The 25,543-nt window shown below is 42.7% G+C and carries 24 protein-coding genes and 2 pseudogenes; 15 read left to right on the top strand and 11 right to left on the bottom strand.

The genetic code is table 11. The annotated features are described in order from the left end of the window. Positions 1 to 428: 428 nt before the first annotated feature. Together ACMAZD_RS20475 and ACMAZD_RS20470 are read right to left on the bottom strand one after the other, a co-directional pair. Positions 429 to 1,082 carry an isochorismatase family protein gene (locus ACMAZD_RS20475; protein WP_435250381.1) on the bottom strand — a complete coding sequence of 218 codons (654 nt, stop codon included), beginning with the start codon at positions 1,080 to 1,082 and terminating at the stop codon, positions 429 to 431. Between the two features lie 99 nt (positions 1,083 to 1,181). Further along, on the bottom strand, positions 1,182 to 1,907 hold the full coding sequence (locus tag ACMAZD_RS20470; RefSeq protein ID WP_435250380.1) for an NUDIX domain-containing protein: 726 nt from the start codon (positions 1,905 to 1,907) through the stop codon (positions 1,182 to 1,184). A gap of 390 nt (positions 1,908 to 2,297) precedes the next feature. On the opposite strand from ACMAZD_RS20470, the gene pncB reads away from it, so the two are divergent. Further along, positions 2,298 to 3,608, top strand: coding sequence for a nicotinate phosphoribosyltransferase (gene pncB / locus ACMAZD_RS20465; RefSeq protein WP_435250379.1), 1,311 nt, complete (start codon positions 2,298 to 2,300; stop codon positions 3,606 to 3,608). A 356-nt stretch (positions 3,609 to 3,964) separates the two neighbouring features. On the opposite strand, the gene ACMAZD_RS20460 is transcribed toward pncB, so the two are convergent. Continuing rightward, a complete protein-coding gene (locus ACMAZD_RS20460; protein WP_435250378.1) occupies positions 3,965 to 4,390 on the bottom strand; it encodes an ester cyclase in 426 nt (141 codons plus the stop codon). A gap of 116 nt (positions 4,391 to 4,506) precedes the next feature. Between ACMAZD_RS20460 and ACMAZD_RS20455 the strand changes: the two genes are divergently transcribed. Next, on the top strand, positions 4,507 to 5,409 hold the full coding sequence (locus ACMAZD_RS20455) for a LysR family transcriptional regulator (protein ID WP_102276720.1): 903 nt from the start codon (positions 4,507 to 4,509) through the stop codon (positions 5,407 to 5,409). Positions 5,410 to 5,736: 327 nt separating this feature from the next. After that, entirely contained in the window at positions 5,737 to 6,684 is a 948-nt protein-coding gene (locus ACMAZD_RS20450; RefSeq protein ID WP_435248156.1) for an IS30 family transposase, read from the top strand. 90 nt (positions 6,685 to 6,774) lie between these two features. On the opposite strand, the gene ACMAZD_RS20445 is transcribed toward ACMAZD_RS20450, so the two are convergent. Next, complete coding sequence (locus ACMAZD_RS20445; RefSeq protein WP_435250377.1) at positions 6,775 to 7,074, bottom strand: isoamylase early set domain-containing protein; 300 nt, start codon at positions 7,072 to 7,074, stop codon at positions 6,775 to 6,777. A 127-nt stretch (positions 7,075 to 7,201) separates the two neighbouring features. Continuing rightward, positions 7,202 to 7,855: a hypothetical protein gene (locus ACMAZD_RS20440; RefSeq protein WP_435250376.1), complete on the bottom strand. Its 654-nt coding sequence runs from the start codon at positions 7,853 to 7,855 to the stop codon at positions 7,202 to 7,204. Between the two features lie 32 nt (positions 7,856 to 7,887). Between ACMAZD_RS20440 and ACMAZD_RS20435 the strand changes: the two genes are divergently transcribed. The 4 genes and pseudogenes from ACMAZD_RS20435 to ACMAZD_RS20420 all read left to right on the top strand — a co-directional run bounded on the left by ACMAZD_RS20435 (position 7,888) and on the right by ACMAZD_RS20420 (position 12,650). Then, positions 7,888 to 8,370 carry a GFA family protein gene (locus ACMAZD_RS20435; protein WP_435250375.1) on the top strand — a complete coding sequence of 161 codons (483 nt, stop codon included), beginning with the start codon at positions 7,888 to 7,890 and terminating at the stop codon, positions 8,368 to 8,370. Positions 8,371 to 8,426: 56 nt separating this feature from the next. Continuing rightward, positions 8,427 to 8,746 (top strand): annotated as a pseudogene (locus ACMAZD_RS20430) (YoaK family protein); the annotation flags it as partial. Positions 8,747 to 8,974: 228 nt separating this feature from the next. Beyond that, a complete protein-coding gene (locus tag ACMAZD_RS20425) occupies positions 8,975 to 10,345 on the top strand; it encodes a YjiH family protein (protein WP_435250374.1) in 1,371 nt (456 codons plus the stop codon). 433 nt (positions 10,346 to 10,778) lie between these two features. Further along, positions 10,779 to 12,650 carry a methyl-accepting chemotaxis protein gene (locus ACMAZD_RS20420; protein ID WP_435250373.1) on the top strand — a complete coding sequence of 624 codons (1,872 nt, stop codon included), beginning with the start codon at positions 10,779 to 10,781 and terminating at the stop codon, positions 12,648 to 12,650. A 112-nt stretch (positions 12,651 to 12,762) separates the two neighbouring features. Here ACMAZD_RS20420 and ACMAZD_RS20415 read toward each other — a convergent pair whose 3' ends face one another. Together ACMAZD_RS20415 and ppiC are read right to left on the bottom strand one after the other, a co-directional pair. Further along, a complete protein-coding gene (locus tag ACMAZD_RS20415; protein WP_435250372.1) occupies positions 12,763 to 14,169 on the bottom strand; it encodes an alpha-amylase family protein in 1,407 nt (468 codons plus the stop codon). Between the two features lie 283 nt (positions 14,170 to 14,452). After that, positions 14,453 to 14,773: a peptidylprolyl isomerase PpiC gene (gene ppiC / locus ACMAZD_RS20410; RefSeq protein ID WP_435250371.1), complete on the bottom strand. Its 321-nt coding sequence runs from the start codon at positions 14,771 to 14,773 to the stop codon at positions 14,453 to 14,455. Between the two features lie 169 nt (positions 14,774 to 14,942). Here ppiC and ACMAZD_RS20405 point away from each other — a divergent pair, with 169 nt between their 5' ends. Continuing rightward, the gene (locus ACMAZD_RS20405) at positions 14,943 to 15,857 is read left to right on the top strand and encodes a chemotaxis protein (protein WP_435250370.1); all 915 of its coding nucleotides are present in this window, start codon (positions 14,943 to 14,945) and stop codon (positions 15,855 to 15,857) included. Positions 15,858 to 16,128: 271 nt separating this feature from the next. On the opposite strand, the gene hutZ is transcribed toward ACMAZD_RS20405, so the two are convergent. The 3 genes and pseudogenes from hutZ to hutW all read right to left on the bottom strand — a co-directional run bounded on the left by hutZ (position 16,129) and on the right by hutW (position 18,767). Continuing rightward, entirely contained in the window at positions 16,129 to 16,659 is a 531-nt protein-coding gene (gene hutZ, locus ACMAZD_RS20400; protein ID WP_435250369.1) for a heme utilization protein HutZ, read from the bottom strand. A 119-nt stretch (positions 16,660 to 16,778) separates the two neighbouring features. After that, a complete protein-coding gene (gene hutX, locus ACMAZD_RS20395) occupies positions 16,779 to 17,300 on the bottom strand; it encodes a heme utilization cystosolic carrier protein HutX (RefSeq protein WP_435250368.1) in 522 nt (173 codons plus the stop codon). Between the two features lie 58 nt (positions 17,301 to 17,358). Next, a pseudogene (gene hutW, locus ACMAZD_RS20390) lies at positions 17,359 to 18,767 on the bottom strand (heme anaerobic degradation radical SAM methyltransferase ChuW/HutW). A 161-nt stretch (positions 18,768 to 18,928) separates the two neighbouring features. Between hutW and ACMAZD_RS20385 the strand changes: the two are divergent. The 6 genes from ACMAZD_RS20385 (at position 18,929) to ACMAZD_RS20360 (ending at position 23,841) form a co-directional block, all read left to right on the top strand. After that, positions 18,929 to 19,744: a TonB family protein gene (locus ACMAZD_RS20385; RefSeq protein WP_435250367.1), complete on the top strand. Its 816-nt coding sequence runs from the start codon at positions 18,929 to 18,931 to the stop codon at positions 19,742 to 19,744. Positions 19,745 to 19,746: 2 nt separating this feature from the next. Continuing rightward, positions 19,747 to 20,448, top strand: coding sequence for a MotA/TolQ/ExbB proton channel family protein (locus tag ACMAZD_RS20380; RefSeq protein WP_435250366.1), 702 nt, complete (start codon positions 19,747 to 19,749; stop codon positions 20,446 to 20,448). Continuing rightward, complete coding sequence (locus ACMAZD_RS20375) at positions 20,445 to 20,858, top strand: ExbD/TolR family protein (protein ID WP_435250365.1); 414 nt, start codon at positions 20,445 to 20,447, stop codon at positions 20,856 to 20,858. The genes ACMAZD_RS20380 and ACMAZD_RS20375 overlap by 4 nt, the downstream gene beginning before the upstream one ends. Before the next feature lie 166 nt (positions 20,859 to 21,024). Then, complete coding sequence (locus tag ACMAZD_RS20370) at positions 21,025 to 21,915, top strand: heme/hemin ABC transporter substrate-binding protein (protein WP_435250364.1); 891 nt, start codon at positions 21,025 to 21,027, stop codon at positions 21,913 to 21,915. Positions 21,916 to 22,021: 106 nt separating this feature from the next. Then, on the top strand, positions 22,022 to 23,059 hold the full coding sequence (locus tag ACMAZD_RS20365; RefSeq protein ID WP_435250363.1) for a FecCD family ABC transporter permease: 1,038 nt from the start codon (positions 22,022 to 22,024) through the stop codon (positions 23,057 to 23,059). After that, positions 23,059 to 23,841, top strand: a complete 783-nt coding sequence (locus tag ACMAZD_RS20360; protein ID WP_435250362.1) for a heme ABC transporter ATP-binding protein — start codon at positions 23,059 to 23,061, stop codon at positions 23,839 to 23,841. Before ACMAZD_RS20365 ends, ACMAZD_RS20360 begins: the two co-directional genes overlap by 1 nt. Positions 23,842 to 24,236: 395 nt before the next feature. Here ACMAZD_RS20360 and ACMAZD_RS20355 read toward each other — a convergent pair whose 3' ends face one another. Next, the gene (locus ACMAZD_RS20355) at positions 24,237 to 24,698 is read right to left on the bottom strand and encodes a TetR/AcrR family transcriptional regulator (RefSeq protein ID WP_435250361.1); all 462 of its coding nucleotides are present in this window, start codon (positions 24,696 to 24,698) and stop codon (positions 24,237 to 24,239) included. A 531-nt stretch (positions 24,699 to 25,229) separates the two neighbouring features. Here ACMAZD_RS20355 and ACMAZD_RS20350 point away from each other — a divergent pair. Then, positions 25,230 to 25,529 carry a YfcZ/YiiS family protein gene (locus tag ACMAZD_RS20350; RefSeq protein WP_435250360.1) on the top strand — a complete coding sequence of 100 codons (300 nt, stop codon included), beginning with the start codon at positions 25,230 to 25,232 and terminating at the stop codon, positions 25,527 to 25,529. Positions 25,530 to 25,543: the final 14 nt, after the last annotated feature.

The raw sequence follows: 25,543 nt of genomic DNA, 5'->3' as shown, positions 1-25,543 counted from the left end.
TTAATTGTTAGAGAATACTATTTTAATAACTATAAAAAACAACGAATAAAAAATTTTTAAATTTCAAATCGGGGCGCATAATTTCCAATACTTATAATAACATTATTATCATAGTCAGAATAAATATAATACGAATATACTAAAGAAGCTTTATTATTTTATCTACGATAAATAGACCATCTGCGCTGGCCAGAAAGTAACAGGTTTCGATCAAGAGCTGTGTAGAATGTGTGGTTTAACCGCAACGATATGGTCGACCGCTAAGCAAAAGTCCATAATACATACATCACTTATCAAACACTCCTCAAGACATTCCAAAACGCCTTAAATCGCTGTCAATAAGAGTAATACAGCCAGTCAAGCATTCTTAAGTCTGTACTTATAGCTAGTACTAAATACTGAATCCAATAAGCTAACAAAGACTAAAATTATAGTATTAGATCACTAACAATTTCGTCAGCTGTTGCGACAAAAATAGCACCTTGCTTTTCTAAATTAGCGATCATTTCGTTGCTTTTCTCAGGTAAAACCGCTCGGGTTGATGCGAGATTAACAATCACATTAAAGCCTAAAGCAAGAGCCTGAGAGATGGATTTCTTGACACAAAAATCGAGCGCCAGTCCACCAATAATAAGAGTGTCGACTCGGTTGAATTTAAGAAATTCATTTGCTCCTGTTGAAATGGTATTTGCAATATCATGGAAAAACACCCCATAAGGGTGAGCATTAGGATCCATGCCTTTATTAACTTGAAAATCATACTCTAAAACTTGAGGCAACCCATCGAGTAACTCGACTCCTGGAGTGCCGACCACACAATGTCGGTTCCATTTAACATCAACATTTGGCAAACCAACGGGCTGTAACATATTCGCTGGTGTTTCAGCAACCCAAGCCGCTTTAGGTGGATGCATGTCACGACTGACAAGCTTGAACCGGCCTTTGGTGTGATTCTTTATCAATTCGGGAACAATGGCCAAAGCCCCTTTTACTGGAAGTTCATTAGGGCACAGCTCAGTAAACCCCTGTTGAGGGTCGACATCAATAACTGCTGTGTTTTGGTACCTAACTTGAATGGTCATAAAGTTCCTACCCTTCTATGCTTGATTGTTGACACAATAGAGTTTTTATAAAAATTTTCGATACCTTTGGTTCAGTCTCATTTAGTAACGAAACACTACTCAGCCACGTAAGCAGTTTTGAAAGAAAGTCACGCCATCATCAGCGAGTTTATAAACCATAGCTGGCTTACCTCCTTTTCCCTTGCTCGTTGATGCAATCTTATTGGTTGGTACTATTACACCCGAGTCAATCAAACGACGTTTAATGGTCATTCGGCTAATAGGAACACCAAACTCTCTATAAGCAGCGATAACATCAGCGACCAAAAATTCTTTATCTAAAGCAAATAATAAAACAGAGGTATATTCGATGGATGCTCGTAGCTTTTTCCTGGCAATTTCGATCATTCCTTTATGATCAAAGGCAAGAGCTTCATCTCCATCAAGAAGAGACTGTAACGAACACCATTTTAGTTGATACTCTTTTATACCACTCTCATTGATTTGCTCTACGTTATTTCTATCCAACAAAGCATAGTGAGTGACATTTAAATTCCACTCTTCCGGGTCTCGTTTTGCATCGCTGTCGAAGAAAGCCTCACTAAAGTAACGGGGGTAAGTATGAATTTTTTCTCGACAAATTCGACGACGTGCGGCTTCAAAACTTTCATCCGCTAGTTGGCCCCCTTGGTCTGTCATGTCTTTATCAAAAACGACGCCCCCGGGTAGTGCCCACATACCATAGTGAGGGCGACTAGGGTTGGATCGCTTTAACAATAGCACCTCAAGTTTTTTTTGAACGCACCCAGACAATCGAAACGGAATAATATCGACACAAACAATCATAGTAAGTCCTTAAATATGATTTGTGGGCAATTTAGCTTATAAGCGCGACTCAATCAACAGGTAAACAACAGTGTGATACAAACTTCAGCAGTTTGTGATCATTTGAGCGATCCCACCAAAGGTTAAGCAAATATGTCGTTGATATTCATAACTTCATCAGAGCTTTATCAAGAGGTAATGAAGCATGGCAGACTATTAAACAAGTAAGTCTTAAAAAGAGCTGGTAACAAAAGTTGACAAAAAAATTTGAAGTATTTATTGTTTACGCAACCAGTAAGTAACAAATAGTTATAAACTCAAATTTTTCGGTATCACAACTTTTCAGTGTCGTAATATGCTAACTATTCAGAAGTCTGGAACAAGCTTGAGTCGATATCAAAAGGGTTCCAAATGAGCGATAAATTATTTTCTTCTCGTATCATCCAAAGTGCGTTAGATTTTGACGTGTATAAAGTAAATATGATGGCAGCCGTAGCATCATATTGCCCAGATATTGAAGTGACTTATAAGTTCATTGTTCGAAGCGACGAAGATCTTTCCACTTTGCTGCCTGAAGTAAAAAAGCAAGTAAATCAGCTTCAAAAGATTAAATTTACCTCTGAGCAGCTTCAATACATTAAAAATGTTGCGCCATATTTACCAACAGAGTTTATTGAGTCTCTCAAATCATTTTGCTTTACACCTAATCGAAATGTGTCTTTTAACATTAGATGCAACTCGAATGGTAAAAATCAGTTGCACATTACTATCGAAGGTTTATGGCAGGAAGTTATTCTCTATGAAACACTCATAATGAGTATCGTTTCCGAGGTGCGAAGCCGAACACTCTGGGCAGAGATTCCATCTGATCACTTTCTTGCAGTGCTTCATGAAAAAGTACATTTCCTCAAAGCAGAATTGAAACGGCGTAATATTACTAACTTTAAATTTGCTGATATGTCTACTCGTCGACGTTTTTCATATAAAACGCAAAAGTTGATGTTAGATTATATTAGCTCGACATTACCTGAGTGTTTAACGGGAACCAGTAATTATCATCTTGCTCATAAACTAGGCCTAACTCCAATCGGAACCGTTGCGCATGAATGGTTTATGGGGCATCAAGCACTTGCGAATGTCCAAGACTCACAAAAAGTCGCTCTACAACGTTGGCATAATATGTTCGATGGAGCGTTAGGCATTGCTTTGACGGACACCATTGGTATTGATGCTTTCCTAACAGACTTTGATGAAAGTTTAAGCCATGCCTATTCTGGCGTAAGACATGATAGTGGTTGCCCTTTTGAATGGGGCGAGAAAGTAATTAAACATTATCAATCACATGGCATCGATCCAATGAGTAAAACATTAGTGTTTACTGATGGACTAAACTTTGAGCAAGCGCTAGATATTTGCGAACACTTTCAACACCGAGTTCAAGTGAGCTTTGGTATCGGAACCTTTTTAGCAAACGATATGGGTAATTACTCCAATGATAACGGTAAAGCGTATTCACCGCTTTCGATCGTAATCAAAATGGTAACATGCAATGGCTCTCCAGTAGCGAAGATCAGCGATGAACCAGAAAAAGCGATGTGTGAAGACATCTTCTTTTTAATGAACCTCAAGCGACGCTTCAAGCAAGATCTTGATTTAGACCACTGTCATAAATTGATTGATCGTCTACAAAATGAAGGAAAAAACTACCTGCTTGAGATCTAAATTCAGACGTCAATTTTGAATAAGAAGATTGAGATTACCTCGATAGCGAAAGATCGCTATCGAGGTAGAATAGTCACTGTAACCACCTCCGAGTGGTGATTGATTTACCTCTCGTTAATCGGCTCCCTCCACTGTGTAATAGACGGGACAATACATAAGAAAATTACCACAGGCATTGAGTTAAGATGGTTTAAGCCTCACTATCTCACTAATACCCCAATTTTTAACATTACCCCTACTGTACACTGATAATTGGTTCGGTATTATGAGTCAATTAAGCAAGAGCTAAGCCATCTGTTCATTACCTTTAAGGCAAAAAGTTAGGGTGATGCTATGATTCTTCAATCAACCTATCTTCATTGAGTTACCTGCAGCCCCAACTGAGTTGCCATACTTAACTCGTTTCTTTCTACAATTTCTTCAATAACCTTGCCTTCCTTATTGAAGCGAAAATAGGTGAGACTTGTCCACGTTAAGTCTTTGCCTGTTACGTCAAACCCCATCCAAGTATTAGCATTCTTTGCTTTGTGAGTGAGTGCGACAACAACTTGATCACCTCCTTCAACAATACGCTGAAAGCTTGTTTCTACACTCTCATAACGTTCAGTAACACAAGACTTCAATTTAGCTTCAAATTGCACCAACCCTTTTAAGGTTTTACCACAATCAGGCCGATGGATAAGGGCATCTTCAGCGAAGAACTCTCCAACTCGATTTGTCTCTTTTCCGTCAACGCAAAACTTAAAATAATCTTTTACAGTTTGAACTTGTTCACTTGTCATTTTCCCGCCTTATAGTTTGCTATTGAATTCATTGTATTATTAATGAATAAATGAAGCTTGAATAGGCCTCAAAAGGTCGATAGGCTGTCAACAAATAGTAAACAGTAGATCCAATTATGAATTTAATTACGTTGATAAAATCATTTATCAGTACGGTAGAAGAAGGCAGCTTTACCAATGCGTCCAAGAAGCTAGGAGTATCTAAATCTCTTGTCAGCCGCAATGTGCGCGACCTCGAAATCTATCTGGAAACTCGATTGATGAATCGCTCAACAAAAACGCTGTCTCTCACCGATGCTGGGAGACAATATTATCAAGAGGCGCATACACTGATTTTTCAGCTAGAATCGCTAAATGATTCCGTAAGACTTGCAAGTCATGAAATGTCAGGAACTTTAAATGTGCTTGCCCCAAACGGCTTAACTGAAATTACGATGATGCCCTTCATATGCAACTTTACTACTCAATACCCGGAGTTAAGTGTAAATTTACTTCTGGGTGATAATCTAAGTGATATTTCAGCGCAAGGTTATGATGTGGCAATTCGTTCAGGGCAATTAGTTAAACAAGATTTGGACCTCGTGGCCAAAAAAATCACTGAACATCACAATGTAATTTGTGCGTCTCCAGATTATTTGCGAACCAATGCTCCAATTCGACAACCAATTGATTTGCACTCGCACCGGATTATAGAAGACCTTAATTTAATGAATCACAAGATATGGCAATTTACTAAAGAAGGGCAGGAGCAGGCCTTACAGATTGTGCCATCGCTTTCAGTGAACAGCGTGCAAGCCGTAAAAATCGCACTAGAGCAACATTTCGGCGTAGCTATGCTACCCAGAGAATTAGCAGAAAAAGAACTCAAAAGAGGTCAATTGATTGAAGTACTGAACGACTACCAACTATCCAAACGGAATGTCTATGCGCTATATCGTGAACGCACCAACACGCCGAAAAAAGTTAAAGTATTCATCGAAGAGCTGAAAGCATATTACTCTCACTCCCCCCATCAATGAGCAATTTAAAAGTGTAAATAGTTTACTTTGAATCACTGTCAAGAACTCGAAACATACTTCAATCTTAATGAATATACTAACTTTAAAGTTAGTAAAACACGTCGGAAGGATAATTAAAATTAAAAAACTCAGTTTTAGTTATATCAGCATTAAGCAGAAAATTTGAAATGAGGTTAACAGAAATAAACATATTTAATCAGTATGGTAATAATGATTTTAAAGCCCGATTTCAGATAATAAGTGCGACATTCATGGAAAGGTGTAGAAGAGGAAGCCAACTGCTGAAAGTGGTACGCTCTTCTCGCCAAAGAAACAAGCAGTACTACCATGAATTATCAGCAGTTGACCGAGGGCAGAAGATACCAGATTTCTGCTCTTTTGGAACGGGGGATTTCGGTTTCTGAAATAGCTAAAACTGTTCAGTGCCATCGCTCTACGGTATATCGTGAGCTTAAACGCGGCAGTAGAGGCAGTCATTATTGCCCAAGCGAAGCTCAGGTATTCTCAATCAAAAAACGCACATCAGCTCGTAAATACAGAATACCTCAGGAGCGTGTTGATTTTATCCGTCTCCTTTTGGAATCGGATTGGAGTCCAGAGCAGATTTCCAGTGTATTAACGAGAGTCGGTGCCGCTGTCAGCCATGAGTGGATCTACCGATTTGTTGCGCAGGATAAACGCTTGGGAGGCAAGTTATATCGCCACTTGAGGCAAGGTCACAAGCGGTATCGTCGCGGTAGAAAAGAGAAAGCGCCAGCGATCAAGAATGCTGTTTCTATCGATGATAGGCCAAGCATCGTTGACAGTAAGGAGCGATTGGGTGATTGGGAAATCGACACCGTATTAGGCAAACATGGCACTGGTGCTATGGTGACAATTTTAGAGCGTAAAACACGATTTTACGTGGTCAAGAAAGTGCCATCGAAGTCAGCAGATGATGTCACCAAAGCCACCATCGAGCTACTCATGCCTTATAAGGAACATGTCCATACCATCACGGCAGATAACGGGAGAGAGTTTGCAGGCCACGAAACCATCGCAAAGGCGTTGGAGGCTGATGTGTACTTTGCCCACCCTTATAGTTCTTGGGAGCGTGGAGCCAATGAGAATGCTAACGGGCTTTTAAGGCAATATGTGAAGAAAGGAACCGACTTAACAACGGTAACAGACAGCGATATTGAATTCGCTGTATCACGGATAAATTATCGACCGAAAAAGTGTTTAGACTTCAAGCAACCAGCGATTGTCTTTAAAGAAATGGTATTGGCTGCTTGATATTGGAGAGTGTCGCACTTCGGAGTTGAATTCGGGCCCTATATAACAGTGTGTATCTTGAGTCAGTAGTTAAATAACTAAGTAACTGCGTTAAACAGTAACCGTCGATACCAAACAATTATCACCGCCAAAATCATTGGGGATATAACGATCAGCATTCGCGTCGTTCACCCACTCTTGGTCATCAACAAGGTAACGAAATTGAAACTCGCCATCTTTAGGCAGACGAGCTTTGAATTTATAGACTTTCCCTTTCGCCAACTTTTTCATTGGGGTTGCCTTCCAATCAAGAAAGTCAGCAACAATAGAAACTGAGTTTGCTTCTTGAGCTTCCAGCTCGAAGGTCACTTCCACTTCATCTTTGGTTTTAAAAAAACGTTTGTTAATCATTCGCAAGCTCCATTTGTAAAAATATAAGCAGACACGGCTTTGAAGAGTGTCTAAATTTCATTCATCTAACTACGATAATATGTAATTTAGCTCACATAAACAACAGATCCTTACACGAACCAAAACGTTATTGCTTACCAATTGATTGTGTATCAAAAGAAAAGCTCATTAACACCTTTTCAGACGGTGCTTTTGCAAATGATTGTTCCGAAGAATGCTGAGTAAAGCCGATAAAACCTTTCCCTGTGAGTTTACTATTTGAGGTACCTTCAGGAGGCTGAGTCACATCTAAGGCTTGGATTTGTACGCGATCGCCTAGTAAAAGCTGGTCGACGAGCACAACACGGCTTCGTTGCTGATCGTGTTTAAACAGACCAAGGTAATAGAATACACCACTGCCTTGGTTAGATATCCACATTGGCGCAACAAAGAAACTCGCTTTGCCCAATGTCACCGCTGACAGGCTTTTGGTGTCTACTGTCGCCACACCACGTTCAATACCAGAATCATAACGTCCAAACGCGATTGCTTTTGTCTCATCGACTTCATTTATAAAGGCGTAAGCGTTGGTCTCAGGTACTTTAATTGTCCATGGGTTGGTCGTCTTCAAATCAAAAACGGTTTCAACGACTGGGTCGTAACTGACTTGAGAGGAAGGAAACTTCGCCAAGATCTCTTCGTCACTTAAGCTAAAGCGATAGATACCCGCCACTATCACCACCACTAACATGACAATCGGAATCAGTAAAATCAGAGGTATAGGTAAGATTTTCTTTTTCATGAGCAATTATATTCTTTTATTTTCATCCAGTTGTGCAGACCATAAAGGGCTTTAGTATAATTATCAATATGGGGTTAACTGGAAGTGGAGCATGGATGGATATCAATCATATTAAAGATAGAAGTATCAGAAGTTGCGAGTGCCGCTGTGGAGCGGTCAACCTAGTATGCAGAGGCGAACCTCAACGCACCTCGGTATGCCATTGTTATGAATGTCAGAAGCGCACCGGAAGTGTGTTCGGCGTTCAGGCTCGGTACCCAATAGAGCAAGTGACGCTAAGCGGAGAAGTGACCTCTTTTTCACGCATCAGCGATACTGGCAATGAAGTTACCTATCAGTTTTGTCCCAAGTGTGGCACCACCATGCTTTTACAGTCCGTTGCCGCCGCCGATTTTTATATCGTCCCACTAGGATTGTTTAAAGAGCAAGATTTCCCATTACCAAGCTTTTCAGTCTATGAAGAACGTAAACACGGTTGGGTCAAGTTTGACCATCAGATGAGCCATTACAACTAGCTTATTACTGACCTTTATCTCTATATAGAAACAACATCAAGACAAACTGCAACAATACTGTCGCGTGTGGCCTGCAGAATGCGATGATAACCACCTATAGCGGCGCGATTATTCGTACCACACACATGATCGGGATCATCACTGATCTTGGCATCATGATTGGCGCACTTTTAAAAGGTACGCCTTTCGATCGACGTAAAGCCAAATTACTGATGTTCATTATCGGGGGTTTCTATTTGGAGGGTTAACGGGTGCGTGCTTGTTCCAACGCTTCGAAATTTTAGCGCTGGCTTTACCTGCCTTTTTCGCTTTTATTATCGCATTTAGCTATTGGCTTTACCTAACCTATCGAACTGAAACTCCAGTAAACTTATAAATAACTGGCAATATATCCTCAAAATAAGTAACATCTGCAACACTTTATTCTAAACTTTTAAAGAGTTACAGAATAACCAGTGTGAATACTTAGCGATATTTGATGAATAGTATTGCAAGCGATATTAATACTGGGTAATCTTGCATCCAATAAGAAAATACGGATGTTTAATGAATAAAAATGCCACGGATATGGCTTTTTTACGTGTAGAAATTCGAGAATAATAACATGTCTAACAACACGAACACTGCTCCAACAGAGAAATCTAAAGGCAGTTTCTGGGTTTTCTTAATCCCATCATTGATTGGTTTATTCCTTTTCATGGCGCCAATTAGCTATCAAGGCGATCTCACCATCCCTGTTGCTATCTTAGCCAAGTCAATTCAAGCGGTTTTCGGTGAATACCTAATCCCTATCATCACTACGATCGTCGCTTTCATGTCTGTCGCTTCCGTTTTAAGCACCATTTTCAAGCCTACATTCATTACATCGAACTCATTTTTGAACGGCCTTTTCAACCCATCTCCTCTATGGTTGTTGGTACGTCTTATCGGTGGTGCAGCAGCATTCATGGCTTTCTTCCAAGTAGGCCCTGAGTTTATCTGGGAAGAAAACACTGGTGGATTAGTTCTAGAAGGCCTACTTCCAACACTGTTTTCAGTGTTTATCTTTGCTGGTTTGTTATTGCCACTGCTGCTTAACTTTGGTTTGCTTGAACTGTTTGGCACCTTGCTAAGCAAAGTGATGCGTCCAATCTTCAACCTGCCAGGTCGTAGTGCTATCGACTGTATGGCTTCTTGGTTGGGTGACGGCAGCGTTGGTATCCTTCTTACAAGCAAACAGTACGAAAAGAAATTCTACACTCAACGTGAAGCTGCGGTTGTTGGTACGACTTTCTCTGCAGTATCTATTACCTTCAGTCTTGTAGTTATCGCTCAAGTAGAGTTAGAGCACCTATTCCTGCCCTTCTACGCAGCAATCTGTCTAGCGGGTATTGTGGCGGCAGTAATCATCCCTCGCCTCCCACCACTAAGCATGAAGAAAGATACCTTCATTGACGGTAGCAAGCCGCACAAAGACGCTGACGCGATTCCTGCAGGCCACTCAACATTATCTTGGGGTCTTGAGCTAGCAGTAAACAAAGCGTCACAAGTGAAGTCGGCTAAGTCTGTGTTTGGCGAAGGCGTTCGTAACGCTGTTGATATGGTCTTTGGTGTACTGCCTGTGGTTATGGGTCTTGGTACCATGGCGTTGGTAATTGCGGAATACACTTCTGTATTCTCATTCCTAGGTCAGCCTTTCATCCCATTCCTAGAGCTACTTGGTGTTCCTGAAGCTGTTGCAGCCTCTGAAACGATCGTTGTTGGTTTTGCGGATATGTTTATCCCAGCAATCCTTGCAGCTTCTATCGACAACGAGATGACTCGCTTTGTTATTGCAGCAATGTCGGTAACTCAACTGATTTACATGTCTGAGGTAGGCGCTCTGCTTCTAGGTAGTAAGATTCCAGTGAACATCTTGGAACTGTTTATTATCTTTATTCTGCGTACTCTAGTTACGCTTCCAGTTATCGCTGGTGTAGCTCATCTAATATTCTAAATTAGATTTACTGATATAAAAAATAAGAACCCATTTAGAAAGCCTCACTTTTATGAGGCTTTTTATTTCCGCTGAACATATTCGCCATCCCACTCAAAACTCAATCAATATATAAAATAGGCAGTTCATTTGATTTCATATCTACTTATCCTATCCATCGATTTTTAATAGAAAACCACACACATAAACGTCTAATTAATAAATTATCAACATCCGTAGGCTCTAGGCTTACGTGTATCTTCAACTCGTTGAACCAAAGACTAAAAGTAACAAATATGTGATTTAGTGAATTTTGTATTGTTTAGCTTGTTGTATTTTTGTAGTCTATTTTGTGAAATTACATTCAAGTAAATTTCAATCTCGTCGATATATATAATTAGAAAAACACGATTAACTTTAGACTTCGCAAAGCCTGTGAGAAGGGGAACACTCAATGAAATTTAGCCATAAGGTGGTTGCTGCATCATCAGCCTTGCTGCTAGTGACAGTATCATTGCTTTCAATACAACAACTTTACACCGTAAGAAGTGCTGTAGAAAACCACGTCAATGCAAGCCTAAAAGAGATGGTTTCTGGCGTAAAAAATACAGTCGTATCAGAAATGAACGCCAAAAAAGCGTTGGCTCAATCGACTACTGAAGTCATCGAGATCAATCCTCAAGAGCGTACTTACGTAAAAGAAATTTTAGAAAAGCCAAAGCTTAAAAACAGCTTCCTTGCGGTTGGTTTTGGTTATGAAGCAAACGGTTTCGTCATTGAAAATGATGACGGCTGGGAAGCCGGTCCAGATTACGACCCACGAATTCGCCCTTGGTACATTGATGCTAAATCCAAAAACAGTTTAGTGGTTACCGCGCCTTATGTGGATGCATCAAGTAAGAAAGTCATTATCTCAGTGGGTACGCCGGTTAAAGACAACGGCCGCTTTACTGCAGGTATGTTCTACGACCTAGAGCTGACCAACCTTGCCACCTTAGTCAACCAAGTGAACTTGTTCGATGCGGGCTACCTATTCCTAGTGACAGCCGACGGCACAACGATTGCTCACCCGAATGCTAAAAACAACGGTGAAACGCTTTCAAGCTACATGCCTCAAGCGACTATTCGTGAAGGCTCTCAAGAAATCGAAGTCGACGGCAAAATGTTCCTTGTTAACTTCACACACATCCCAAGTGAAGATTGGTACATCGGCGCAATCCTAGATGAAGAGATCGCTTACCAAACCGTTGAAGACTTGAAAAACAGCTCAGTGATCTACTCTTTGCTTGCTGTAATTCTTAGTGTCGTTGCACTAACGGTTCTGATCCGCATGTTGATGCGTCCACTGGATGCACTTAACCAAGCGATTCAAGATGTAGCGAGCGGACAAGGTGACTTAACTAAGCGTCTGGATACCAACACAGACAAAGAGTTCTCTGACCTAGCGAAAGGCTTCAACACCTTTACTGAAAACCTGCAAAATCAAATCATTCGATCGAAAGCAATTGGTGTAGAGATTAAGCGTGGTACGGAATTCACAGTGAAAGGTGCTGGCGAATCTGCAAATGCGATGAACACGCAACTGCAAGAGCTTGAGCAGCTAGCAACCGCAATGAACGAGATGGCGGTTACCGCAACAGAAGTAGCAAACAATGCTCAAGGTGCTGCGGCTGCGGCTCGTGAAGCAGACGAAGCAACGCTAGACGGCACCTCTGTAGTGAGTGAAACCACTCAAGCAATTGATAACTTATCTGAGCGTATCGACCAAGCCGTTGCAGAAGTACAAGTACTTGAATCAGCGACAGCAAACATCGAAACGATTCTTAAGGTAATCAACGACATTGCTGACCAAACTAACCTTCTAGCACTGAACGCAGCGATTGAAGCGGCGCGTGCTGGTGAATCGGGTCGTGGTTTCGCAGTCGTAGCCGATGAAGTTCGTACTCTGGCGCAACGTACTCAGGAGTCGACCACTGAAATTCGTAACATGATTGAGCAGCTCCAAGCTGGTGCAAGCTCAGTATCGAATGCGATGAACCAAAGTAAAGACACCGCAACTGACGCCGTTGAACGTGCTCAGCAAGCGAACTCTTCACTTGACCGTATCCGTGACGCGATTCAGCGTATCTCTGATATGAACATTCAGATTGCTTCAGCAGCAGAAGAGCAGAGCTTAGTAGCGGAAGAGATCAACAACAACACAGTTAAGATCAAAGACCTTTCAACACAAGTATCAACAGCGGCTCAAGAAGCGAATACGGCAATGCAGCAACAAACTGATAATGTTCGCCAACAAGATGAGCTATTGAATAAGTTTACGGTCTAGCCACGGTTTGGTTTAGTCGCCGTTTCATTTAGTTACCGAGCAATAGCTTAAAACAAAAAGCCCCGCTTACTGATTGCCAGTAAGCGGGGCTTATCTTTCTAACCCACCCGAGTTAACTCGTAACAGACACCAACTCATTCGTCGTCAACATCATGCACTGGTTCGATTCCACCCTAATGGTTAAATCCTTACCAACATATTCAAACACATCACCCGACAGCAAATCAGTTACAGCACCAGTCCAATTTAATGAGGCGGTTTTGCTGCGTTTCGACTTGTTGATCACCACAATGCCTTTGTCACCGCGAACAAATACCAGTAAATCGTCATTAGCTTCAACCACACGCATCGCTTCGCCATGAACATGATTATGGAATTGAATCATGCTTTTCATGTAAGGCGCTTGCCAGTCATTAAGCCAACGAGGCTGACCATTCTGATCCAAAATACCGCTAGTACTTAATTCACTGTAAACCAGTGGTACACCGCCATCTCGACCAAGAATGAAGGCATGAGCCAATCGCTCGTCAACTTCGTCCATCACATGCTCCAAAAACACCTCGTTGTTTGGAATGTCATGGGTCACAGCAAAAGTGATAGCTCTCATGTTCGATAGAGCCTGACCAAAACAGTAAGGGTTGATCAGAGACTTAAAGCCGCCCTGCTCTTCAAAGGCTTTAAAGATAGTATTGAACAGAGGGAAATCGTACGCACCTAAACGCGTGTGCTTCAGGTAAGGCTCAAGGAACAGCTCATACTCTTCTTCAGTCGCACCGCCATCGGTAATGATCTCGCCAAAGATGTGCATTTCTTCACAGATATCATCAGTCCACACCTTGCGTAGGTGTGACAGTATCATGTGCTTTGCAGCATCAATACGGAAACCTTTCACACCAATCGCTTTCAAGGCTTTCAGGTACGCTCGCTGCTGAGCAACCACATTGTCGTTGTCTAACAGCGTTGGCAAGCCAGGATCGTTGGCTCCGCCAGTAATACGTCCATTCTGCACTTCCCAAGTGTCTTTCCAGTTTTTGATACCAAACGCTTCCACAAAGTCGTTTTCATCAAATAACGGTTTAGAAAGGTCACCAAATAAGCGTATGGATTGGTAATACTCAGAATCTTGTTGGTAAGACGCCATATCTTGTTGATTGGGATACGTTAAATCGTCACGGATACCCGATTCGTTAGCCATATGGTTGAACACGACGTCTACATAAGTATGAAGTCCATGCTGCTTTAACGTGTTCACCATCGCAGCGAAATCTTGCGTGTCACCAAGCTGATTGTCGATCACACGGTAATCTTGGGGCTGATAACGTTGCCACCATTGGGTGCCAGAATCTCGGTCGCAACCTTTAGGGCCGCGTAGCGATTTCATCGCTGGTGAAACTAAAACCGATTTATAACCCAACTCTTGGATCAGTGGGGCGTTCTTCATTACGTCAGCGTAGCACCAGTCAAAAGCATGCAATATGACATCTGTCGCTGGGTTGCTTAACATAGCTGAACTCTCCATGTTGTTCTCCTACCAAACTCGTGTACAGCTTTCTAGATCAAGACAGAGGCTAAAAGGCAAAGCTGCATAAATTTCCTTAAGAATGATATTTATTATATGAGTAGCTCATTAAAAACCCTCCTCCTCCTAGCAATTAGTCACGGCGGATGGTTGAGGGCGTAGCACCAATTATCGCATAACGTCTGGGATGAACACTCAGCCATAGTGCTTTTAAATGCGCCAAAAAGTCACAAAAAAGGAGCGTATATACGCTCCTCTTATTCAATTTAACACATATTTATGACTAAGTTCTGTAAAGAACCTTCACCACGTGCCAACCGAATTTTGTTTTTACAAGATGTGGTACAAGCGTCTCGCCTGAGAAACAAATCTTATCAAACTGAGGCACCATTTGGCCTTTCTTGAACTCGCCTAGGTCACCGCCCTTTTTACCAGATGGACAGGTTGAGTATTTCTTCGCTAACGTTTGAAATTTAGCGCCTTTTTTAAGCTGCGTCATGATGTCTTCTGCTAGTTCTTTATGCTTCACCAGAATATGAAGCGCTGCTGCTGTTCTTGCCATGATAGTTCTCAGTTTGTTGCTGTCTGCTTGTCGACTTATCATCGAGAGCGAGTATTTAGCGTGATTTTAACCTAAGAACCGTCATTCTTCACTCTATAACCGAAAACAACTGCCTTAAAGACCCTAAAAACCGCATAGTTACTTGCCGCCACTCTCGTTTCCCTTTAAATTGATCTTTATAAATTAGCGTGCAATAAATCAGGAGCCACTTATGGCCAAACCGATAAGTAAAGCGAGTCAGTCTCAGGGAATGTTGATGTTCAAGTTATCCCTAACTCAAAGTTTTGCGATTGGCACGCTTAAGGTCAGAGAAATCGTACCTTTCCAGCCGATGACCCAAATCCCCTACTCTCATCACCACGTCATTGGCACAGTCACCATCCGTGATCTCACCGTTCCTGTGATTGATATGTCTGCAGCGATTGGCTTTCGTCCAATCACACCCGCGGAATACCAAGATTGCGTGCTCATCGTGACCGATTGTTTAAGAACCGTTGTCGCATTCTTGGTTCGTTCGATTGATAAGATCATTGAATGTGACTGGAAGAGCATTGAATCGCCACCCGCGAGCGTGGGCCGCAATGTATTTGTGACTGGTATTACTCGTTTTGAAGATCGCATTGTGCAAATGCTCGACGTGGAGTTATTGCTTTCTAAGATCTACCCTGCTTATGAGAACGCGCATATTCCAATGCTGACTGATGTCGAAAGGGAACGCCTCAAAGCGCTGAACATCTTATTGGTTGATGATTCTTTGATTGCGCGTAAGCAACTATCTGATGCCTTAGACAGCATCAACATCCCTTACAGCATTTGTAATAACGGCTCAGATGCGATTGACCTGATGCGACGCCAAGCTAGCTTAGGTAATGCGATTGATCTCCTCGTGAGTGATATTGAGATGCCGGGACTGGATGGTTATGAGCTTGCGTTTGAAGTACAAAATGACAGTGCACTGAGTCATGCTTACTGTATTTTACATACCTCACTATCGAGTGAGATCTGCGTTGACCGTGCTAATCAGGTCGGTGCTCATGAAGCGCTCGAGAAGTTCAATGCGGGCGAGTTAATCGAAGCCATGCTACGCGGAGCAAAAGTCTTAAACGAGGCCTCTACCGCTGCTTAGACGCTACTTTCGAAGCTAAACCCAGCGTCATGCTCACGGTTTAGCTTCTTAGCTTCTTAAATTTTCTTAAGTATTAGAGATGAATCAGTGCAGAGCTCTGCCTTCAGATTTCTTTGGCATAGAATAGCTCTTACTCACAAATTCCACTTCCTCTACCTCATTAAAATGATTGGTTAAAGACGCCAATGCATAGAGTGTGTTATCAACGGTTTTTAGACATAAAAAAGCCCTCACGCTGTAGAGGGCTCTTTAAGAAATAGGTTAAACGAGATTACTCGTTAGATACTTTTTTGTGACCTTCTTGTAGGTGAACGAAATCCACCAGATCATCACCAGACACTTGGTATGCTTGACCAAAGCCCTTCACAAACAGACCGTTTTCTGCTTTAAGGTTGAATAGAGAGAAATCTTGAAGCTGGCTCAAACCATCAATGATTTCGCCAAAACGCTCTTGCATCTGACCAATCACTTGAGTCCAAAGCTCTGTTTCACGCTCTACAACACTCGCTTGCGCATCAAACGTTAAACGCTTACGAGCGTAAAGCTGCTTTGAGCTCTGTTCATCTTCAATCATCATCAAAGATACTTGTGGGTTCGCTTTCAAGTTACGAGCATGACGAGCAATATCAGAAATTAGAACAAAGTAACCTTCTTGGTTCTGAACGAAAGGGGCGTAACTTACGTTTGGACAACCTTCTTCATCAACCGTTGCAAGTTGAAGGGTACGACGCTCTTGGCGAAACTCTTTAATTTCTGGACCTAGGCGACCTTGTAGACGTTCTTGTTTTACTTGCTGTTCCATGGGTAATTCCTTTATTCATTTTCTCTGATTTATTATTTATGCCCGAGGTTGAGCGATCATTAGCGAACTAAACGATCCTCGAGCATTGATGTCTTGTTAACCATTACTGCTGATTCTGTTTAAGCTTGTTCTTTTAGCGCTTTGAAGCGTTCTACTTGGTCGGCAATAAGCTCACGCTTTTCATTGCGGCCTAAGTAGATCTTGAAAATGTTCTCGCCCGTTTCACTGAAGAAACCGAAGTAATGACTTTCACGACCCATGAACGCTTTGCTCACCAAACCAACGTGTTTGACATTGTCGAGTTTCAGATGGCCATGAAGTTCGCCCTCTTTGCCCATTAGGTTGTAGTAACCACGTGCGACTTTACCTTTAGGGAACGGGGCTTTTACTTCGAAGATTGAGCCAAATGAATGCATAATTGTGGTCACAGGGCCCCAACCAACTAATCCTTCTAGAATCTCCTGGGCACGGCTGCCATCTAAAATCACCGCCATGTCGTTTGGAAAAGCAGCGACTACTTCAACTTCTGAAACGCCTAGCTTCTCAGCAATCGCAGTAGGAAGCAGTTTTGGTTCTTCTTCTAGAATGCGTACGACACGTTGCTCTAGAGTTTCTGTCATTTCTAATGTTGTATCTGTCATTGAATATATTTCCGTATAAACGAGTAATTTACGTAAGTTATAAACTAAAAATTCGATATTAAGCGTGCTTCAAACTTGCATTCGGGTGAACGCCCGAACCTGACGATTTCGGCACTGGGTGCATCGCTTGATATTCAGCGTTAAGCACTTGGATCACACTCTGAGCGAGGCTTACTGACCAGAAGCTGCCAGCAATAGTTAGGCTCAAGTAATCCTCTGAAAACTCAACCAAGCCATTCATTTCCCAATGTAAGAACAGAGGCTTCAAGTAATCAAACGTGTCTTGTTCCATAAAGGTCGGCAACGTACCTCTTCTAACAACACCAGAATCAAAGCCTGCCTTTAATGTCGAGAAGATTGGCTCTAATAGGCTTTGCTTCGTCATCATGGCAATCGGCAACTGACCTTGCTTTATAGACTCCATGTAACTGTCTAAAGTTCGATGTTGCATCACACCATGGCCGCCAATATTGCCACCAGCACCACAACCAATTGGAAGAACCTCGGCATAGGTTTTCGCTAAGCTGTTGTAAATGCAGCGTTCTCGGCTATCACGAGTCCAATGATTCACGCTCAGTTGCTTAACTTTATTTTTTGCCATGAACTCAACACCCGCAAAGTACATGCTCGCTTTATCAGACGTATTAGCCGGTGGTGGGATTTTTCCTTTCTCAACGAGATTGAGCATAGGTGCATTCCCCCCAACAATCAGTTGGTAGAGGTCAATACCGTGTGCACCAGTAGACATGTAGTCTTCTAAATCTTGTTGGAACACTTTAACAGACTGGTACGGCAATCCGTATAGCAAATCCAGAACGATAGGAGCTTGCTCGGTACGGCTCAAAGCACTGATACGTTCCAACACAACTTCTCGTTCATCTAATCGCTTGGCGCTGCGTCGAACTTGAGTGTTGAAGCTTTGAATACCAAATGAGAAACGGTTGAAGCCACCCTCAAGCGCGCTATCAAACATTTGGTCGCCAAAACGATTGATGCGCCCTTCTAAGGTCATTTCCACATCGTTTGCCAGTGGGAAATATTGTCGAATAGCCTTGCCTAACTGCTCTACTTGTTGAGGAGACAGACTAGTAGGTGTTCCACCACCAATGTAGACGGCATGAAATAATCCAGACTGAGCCCAAGGAGTTTTGGCTTTTTGCTTCAACTCAACCATCAGAGCATCAAAGTACTCATCCACTAATTTGCGGCTTGCGGCATTTTGGAAGAAGTTGCAGAACGTGCAGCGCACCGACAGAAAGGAATGTGGATATACAAGCAACGCTTATCCTGTTTCTTCCCTTCGTTTAACATCAGTCCATCAAAGAGCTCCAACTTCTTGCTCTGGTCGACCGGAATTGAACTTCCTCCGGCATGTGCAGAATGCTTTTTCGCAAACGCAAAACGAAGCGGATCAGGGCTAGAAACACCCAAGATTGATTCGTCAAATTTATAAATATCAAGACTCATATAATCTCTCTAAACACTTACATAGCAAAGTCTGGAAGGCTATTCGCTAAAAACTGAGAGAATCATAAATAGAGCCAAATGATAATGCAATTGATAATTGATCTTATTTAGATTCTAAGCAATAATCCGAAACAGATTTTTAATTTGGTAAAGGATTGAGTGTGAACGTTCCTAGATATGTTATTGCAGGCGGTGCATCGTTAGTGATTCATGCGGCGCTATTATTTGTCGCTCAAGAATCCAAAGTATTTGCGATGCCTGCAGGTAGCCAATCGAACACGGTATCGATCAACTTCACTCCAAAGAGCACGCCTTCTCAAGCTCAACAAAAAACCATTACAGAACCAGTTAAACCAGAACCAATCAAAGAAACGGTCTCACAAGCTGAACCTAAACCTGTCGAGCCCAAGGCCGTTGAGCCAAAGCAAGCCAAAACGACGCCAAAAAAAAAAGCGATCACCAATAAGCCTCAACCCAAGAAAGTAGAGAAAAAGGTTGTTGAAAAGAGAGTCGAGAAGAAGCCGATTCAAAAGAAACCAGTGACAGAGAAAAAGGTCGTTAAGAAAGAACGCCCAGAACCAAAGTCCAAACCAACGCCTCAACCAGAAAAACTGGCCGACAAGAAAGTCGATAGAAACTTGGCCGAGTCTGCCAACCAACCTCAGGAAGTAAACCAAGGCGTATCAAACCAAGAACCCGTATTAGTGACTAAGCCTTCGTTTTCAGCTCCTCCGACTCCCCCGACTTATCCTCGACAGGCAAGTCGTCGTGGTATTGAAGGGGTCGCAATTTATGAGGTCTGGTTAGACGCGGAAGGTAAACAAATTAAGCAAGCATTAGTAAATTCATCAGGCGTACTAATACTCGACAACGCCGCTTTAGACGCTATAAAGAAATGGAAGTTCTCACCCCACACTGTCAATGGTCGAGCGATTGCTCACCGAGTACAACTACCTGTTCGTTTTAGGTTGGAATAATCATGCAACAAATCAGTTACTTACAAGATCAACTTGGCTTAATGACTTGGCCTCTTCTTATCTGTTCAGCATTAACAGCAATGATCATCGCTGAACGTGTCTTCCAAGTGATGTTAAGCATTGGTGTTGGCAAACGCGCCATTCGTCGCGAGCTCAATCAGATCTCACCTACCAACAGCAACGAGATCGAAGCGTTAGCACAATCTATTTCTGATAAACGACCGCTGCTGTACAAGGGCGTCTCGATGTTGCTGGCCCACCACTCTTTTTCGAAAGGACTGCGTGAAGATGCAGCAGGCATCTGGCTACAAGAAAAACGCCACCAGCTTCATGCTGGATTGAGACTGCTTGGTTTAATCGGCGTAATCAGTCCACTGATCGGGCTGCTAGGTACGGTACTTGGACTCATCGAGATGTTCAAAGGGGTTGCAGCTACGACTGGCAGTATTACACCGAACGATCTAGCCGACGGATTAGGCTTAGCAATGAGAACCACTGCCGCAGGTTTGATGATTGCACTGCCTGCGATCTCAGGGTCTCAACTGCTTGGGTTATGGGCCGACCGAGTACTGGCTCAGTTAGAACATACTCTGAACTATGTGAATGTGTGGCTAGAAGGCATGTCGATTCAAACCAATCACTCTGACGAGACTAAAGGTTCATCGGTCAACAAAGTCGCTGTTGGTGATGTGAGTCAAGCATGATTAAAACGCCTCACTCATCTCAAACACAAAGTTTAGCGCCAGATTTAACGCCGCTGCTCGACATCATTTTTATCGTGATGGTTTTCCTACTGCTTACCGCTTCGGTGAAGTTGGAATCTTTAGAAGTAGAGCTTCCAAGCTCTGATGTTAAAAACGTTTCTGAAGTTCATAAAGATTCGATCAACGTCAATATCTTAAACCGCGAACCTTACTGGGCGATTAACGGCAGAGAGTACATCGACTGGGAAAACTTCAAAATTGCATTACTCGAAGAAACAGGTTCAGCGGATAAAAAACCGATCATCATTGGCGCAGATAAAGCAGCCAATGTTGAGAACCTAGTGAAGTTGCTGTCGTTCCTCCAAGAAAATGGAATACCTGCAACCCAACTGCTCACGGAAGATGGCTAAAACGATACTTGATTCTCATGAGGCATAGCACCTTTTATGAGATTGGGAACTTTAATGAGAAGACCCAATAACTAGAGCTAGACCTCTATCGAATCGAACTCAACATGCGAACGGACTGCTCACCGAGTATCTTCGCGATACAAAAAGAAAATATAAAGAACTTATTATGAACAACTTAAACGTGCTCAATAAATTAAAGACCAACAAACATTTACTCTCAATCGCTGCGATGAGCTTGGCTCTGACCGCGCCAACGGTAATGGCCAACGACACTGAACAACCTCGAATCATCAGTGCAGGCAGTGCCGTTACTGAATTGGTCTTGGCATTAGGCGCTGAAGAGCAGTTAGTCGCAATTGATGTGACCAGTCACTTCCCTCAATCAGAGAGCCTGCCGAAGATCGGTTACCACAGAAACTTGTCTGCTGAAGGCTTGATTGCCTTAGAACCGACCACGATCATCGGCTCAGATGAGATGGGGCCAGACAACGCCATTTCTCAATTGAAATCTGTGGGTATCGATGTAGAGATCGTTAACACCGAAGCGAACGTTGAAGGGTTGTTAAAGCGTATCGACCAAATCGCAAAGATTACCCATACCGAAGATCACGCAGAACAAGTTAAAGCCGAAGTAAATCAGAAGATTAAGGCACTAAAAGCAAACCAAGTACCCAATGACAAAGCGAAGAAAGTTTTGTTCCTATTGTTGCATGAAGGTCGTCCTGCAAACGTTGCTGGCGGCGAAACATCACCAAACGCCATCATTGAACTAGCTGGAGGCGTAAACCCTGCAGCTCAAAGCCTGACGTCTTACAAACCACTGTCAATGGAATCACTCGTTGAAATGCAGCCTGATGTCATCTTAGTGAGCGGCCGTAGCTACCAGAAAATGGGGGGCGCTGATGCCATTCTTAAATCGTTACCTATGTTGGCAGCGACGCCAGCAGGCATGAACAAACAAATCATCACCGTGAACGGCAGCGCTTTAGTTGGAGGGCTTGGTCTTGAAAGCCTTTCAGAAGCGAAGCGATTAAACGCACTTATCTACCCGCTATAACTCCACTACCTATTTTTACTGTTGCTTGCTCAATTCTCATCACCGCCTTCCTTTTCGCAGAGGTGGTGATGAGGTTTGAAGCGGGTGATAGACATTGAGGCTATTTATGTTGCTACGATCCGTCCCACTGAAAACATCGATGTTAGGCTTAGGTGCTACCCTATTCTTTGTCGCGCTGTACTCGATCACTGTTGGGCCTATGAATATTAGCTTGGCTGACAGCGCAGCCAGCCTACTCCAACCAAACAATGACTTAGCACCTCACATCAATTTGGTCATTCAAGAAATTCGCTTACCTCGAACGATATTGTGCATGCTAATCGGCGCGATTCTCGCTCTGTGTGGCGCAGTCATGCAAGGCTTGTTTCGAAACCCACTTGCCGAGCCAGGAATCATCGGCGTGTCTGCTGGAGCTTCATTGGGTGCAGCATTAGCCATCGTACTTTTCTCTGAACTTTCACTGCAATACCCCGCTTTTCTGAACTTTACGGCTGTGCCGATATTTGCCTTTTTAGGCGGAGCCTTGACCACGCTGCTTGTTTATAAGCTGGGAACGGGCAAATTCGGCACTTCAGTTACCATCATGTTATTAGCAGGTGTGGCGATCAGCGCACTATCAGCCGCAGGTATTGGCTTCTTGAACTTCATTGCTGATGACCAAATGTTGCGTGATCTTTCATTGTGGTCAATGGGTTCATTAGCGGGCGCGAAATGGTCAGGTATTTTGCTTGCGGCAGTCACTTTGGGGGCACTATTTATCATTTTCTACCGTCAAGCAATGTCACTGAACGCTCTGTTACTGGGTGAATCAGAAGCGCAGCATCTTGGTATCCCAGTACAAAAGCTCAAGCGAAGATTGATTCTACTGACTGCCGCTGGCGTTGGCGTCACGGTTAGCCTATCTGGCATGATCGGCTTCATCGGTCTTGTTATCCCTCATTTAGGTCGCATGTTGGCTGGCCCAGATCACCGAATTCTGTTGCCACTATCAGCGGTACTAGGCGCATTACTATTAACCGCTGCAGACATGTTCTCACGCGTGGTACTTGCACCAGCAGAACTGCCTGTAGGCATTGTCACTGCGATTATCGGTGCTCCATTCTTCTTGTACCTTCTATTTCAACAGAAAGGGAGAATCCTTTAATGTTTCCTTCAGCATTAAAAGCGACCGACATCGAAGTGAAGTTCGGTAGTAAAGTGATATTAGATGGTGTTTCTATTGAGATTGAAGCAGGAAAAGTAACGACACTGCTTGGGCCAAATGGCGCCGGGAAAAGCACGCTGCTTAAAGCGTTATGCCAAGAGATTTCGAGCAAGGGTGATATCCAGTATTTTGGACACACCAAAGATAAGTGGTCTTCTCAAAAACTGGCAAAGCACTTGGCTATGCTTCCTCAGCACAGCACGTTGACCTTCCCGTTCTTGGCTCATGAAGTTGTCGAGCTTGGTGGTATCCCTCTACAAGAATCTAACAAAAACCTCACCAGCATCGCGAGTCAAAAAATGGATGTTGCTGATGTGACTCACTTAAGTGAAAGGCTCTACCCTTCCCTATCCGGCGGTGAAAAACAACGTGTTCACTTGGCTCGAGTGCTAACTCAGCTTCATTATTCTGGTGACCAATGCATTTTAATGCTCGATGAACCAACGTCAGCACTGGATCTCGCCCACCAACACAACACCTTAAAGATCGCGAGAGAATTAGCCGACAAACATAACGCCGCCGTTATCGTGGTGTTGCATGACTTAAATCTAGCCGCTCAGTACTCAGATCGATTGGTCGTCTTGAAGGACGGTAACTTGGTTTGCGATGGCAGCCCTTGGGAAGCACTTAAGTCTTCGATGATTGAAGATGTTTATGGCTACAGAAGCATCGTAGAAAAACACCCAACCATGAGCTTCCCTCAAGTTCATCCCGCACAATAAGTCCGATTAAGGGAGCTACTCATTTTGAGTATTCGTTCTTAATGACAATGACGTCATTCTAAGCCTCGATCTATTCGAGGCTTTTTATTGGCTCATGGTCTCTCTCTCGCCTTAAACTCGATTTTACCACCGACCATAACAATGAGCCCCAAAACGCCTCACTCTGAGCGTTTGAGGCTCTAGAAATGGACATTATCAGTTAGTGTTACTTAACTTTTAGCAATGGAATGTAAATGTGAGACGTGAGCGTAAGCATATAAAAAGAAAGGAAATTAATACCTTCAGCGCGAAAACAAGATGGCGACAGCGATATGAGAACGAGACAAAAAGAGCAGGAGAAGGGAACGACAGGCACAAAAAAAGCCCCCTTAGGAGCTTCTTTCATTGTGTATTGATTATTGGCTCATACGAATCAATGATTTACCAATCAACCACTCTAGTTCTTTACCGCTAGTATCACCAAACTGAGTTTCAGTCAGTTTGTATAGACGATCGATACCGTTTGCCGCGAACTCATGTGCGCTTTCAGCAGTAACGATATGATGGAAAAGTAAACGTAAGATTGCTAGGAATTCGGCGTCTTCAAGTGCTGTAACCCAGTTAGCAGAGAATGCATCAAGACCGTTTTCGAAATCAATGTGTTCCATGAACATCTTGAAGATTCGACCGTCTAGAGCTGCTGTAAAGTCTGTTTTTTTGGGAAAATGGTGGCTTATACCTGTACGAGAAACGCCCGTTTGCTGACTCAACGTCGTGTATGACATCTTGTCGTAACCCAATCTTAATAGCTGGTCTACAACGGCATCCATGATTTTCTGGATAGTGATTTCTGTATCTTCTTTACTACGCTTTGGCATATTCAGGCTCTTCTCTTTGTAAATCCATCTAACTCAGTCAAATGAAGTCAGAATGCAAATCGTTATTAGCATTATGTGAGCAAGGTGTTTTATCGCAAGTATTTATAACTACATTCACACAAATACTATGTACGAATAATTCTACAGTGACGCCTCTTTGGACGCTTCGTCTAATTACTCTTCGAATAACCACCTTACGATCCTAAGTCGGTAATTTTAAATAACTACTTAGAATATGAAATACCCAACGAAAAATTCATTGTATAAATACCTATCAATCGACAGATAGTCTTATAAAATCATTCCTGACGCAACTAAGTGAATGATATTCTGACAAATTAATAACATTAATCTTCAGAAAAACATGATCGAGATCACATAGATATTTCGCGACGCGAATGTTCATATTAATTTTGTCTCCACGCAAACAACATAGCATACCAGTGCAAATTAGTTCAAAGATTTTAATTTTTGTAGATACAGATCAAATTGCTCGTTAGAATAACCTCAGACTTTGTAAGAGGATCATTTATGAGCCAAGATGTTAGTAACAATGATGTATGTGAAGCTTGCGGTTGCGCAGGTGAAATCGGCTTCATCATCAAAGAAGGCGATGAGGTTGCTGAGGTAACGGTTTACGGTAATTCTAAAGCCCTTATTGAAACTGAATTTGCTAAGTACGTTGAGCTAGCGAAGCAAGTGTCTGGCAATGTTGAGTTTGAAGCGTCAGAGATGACAGAAGATAGCACAGAATTGCATGCTCGCTTTAAATTTGAAGTCAGTGCTGAGAAGATTATTTTCGAACTTAAGACTCGCTCTCTAGCGCGTTAAATTAAGCACAAATG

Source organism: Vibrio sp. nBUS_14 (assembly GCF_051201655.1).
Taxonomy (GTDB): Bacteria; Pseudomonadota; Gammaproteobacteria; order Enterobacterales; family Vibrionaceae; genus Vibrio.
This window is presented reverse-complemented; position numbering and strand designations above follow the sequence as displayed.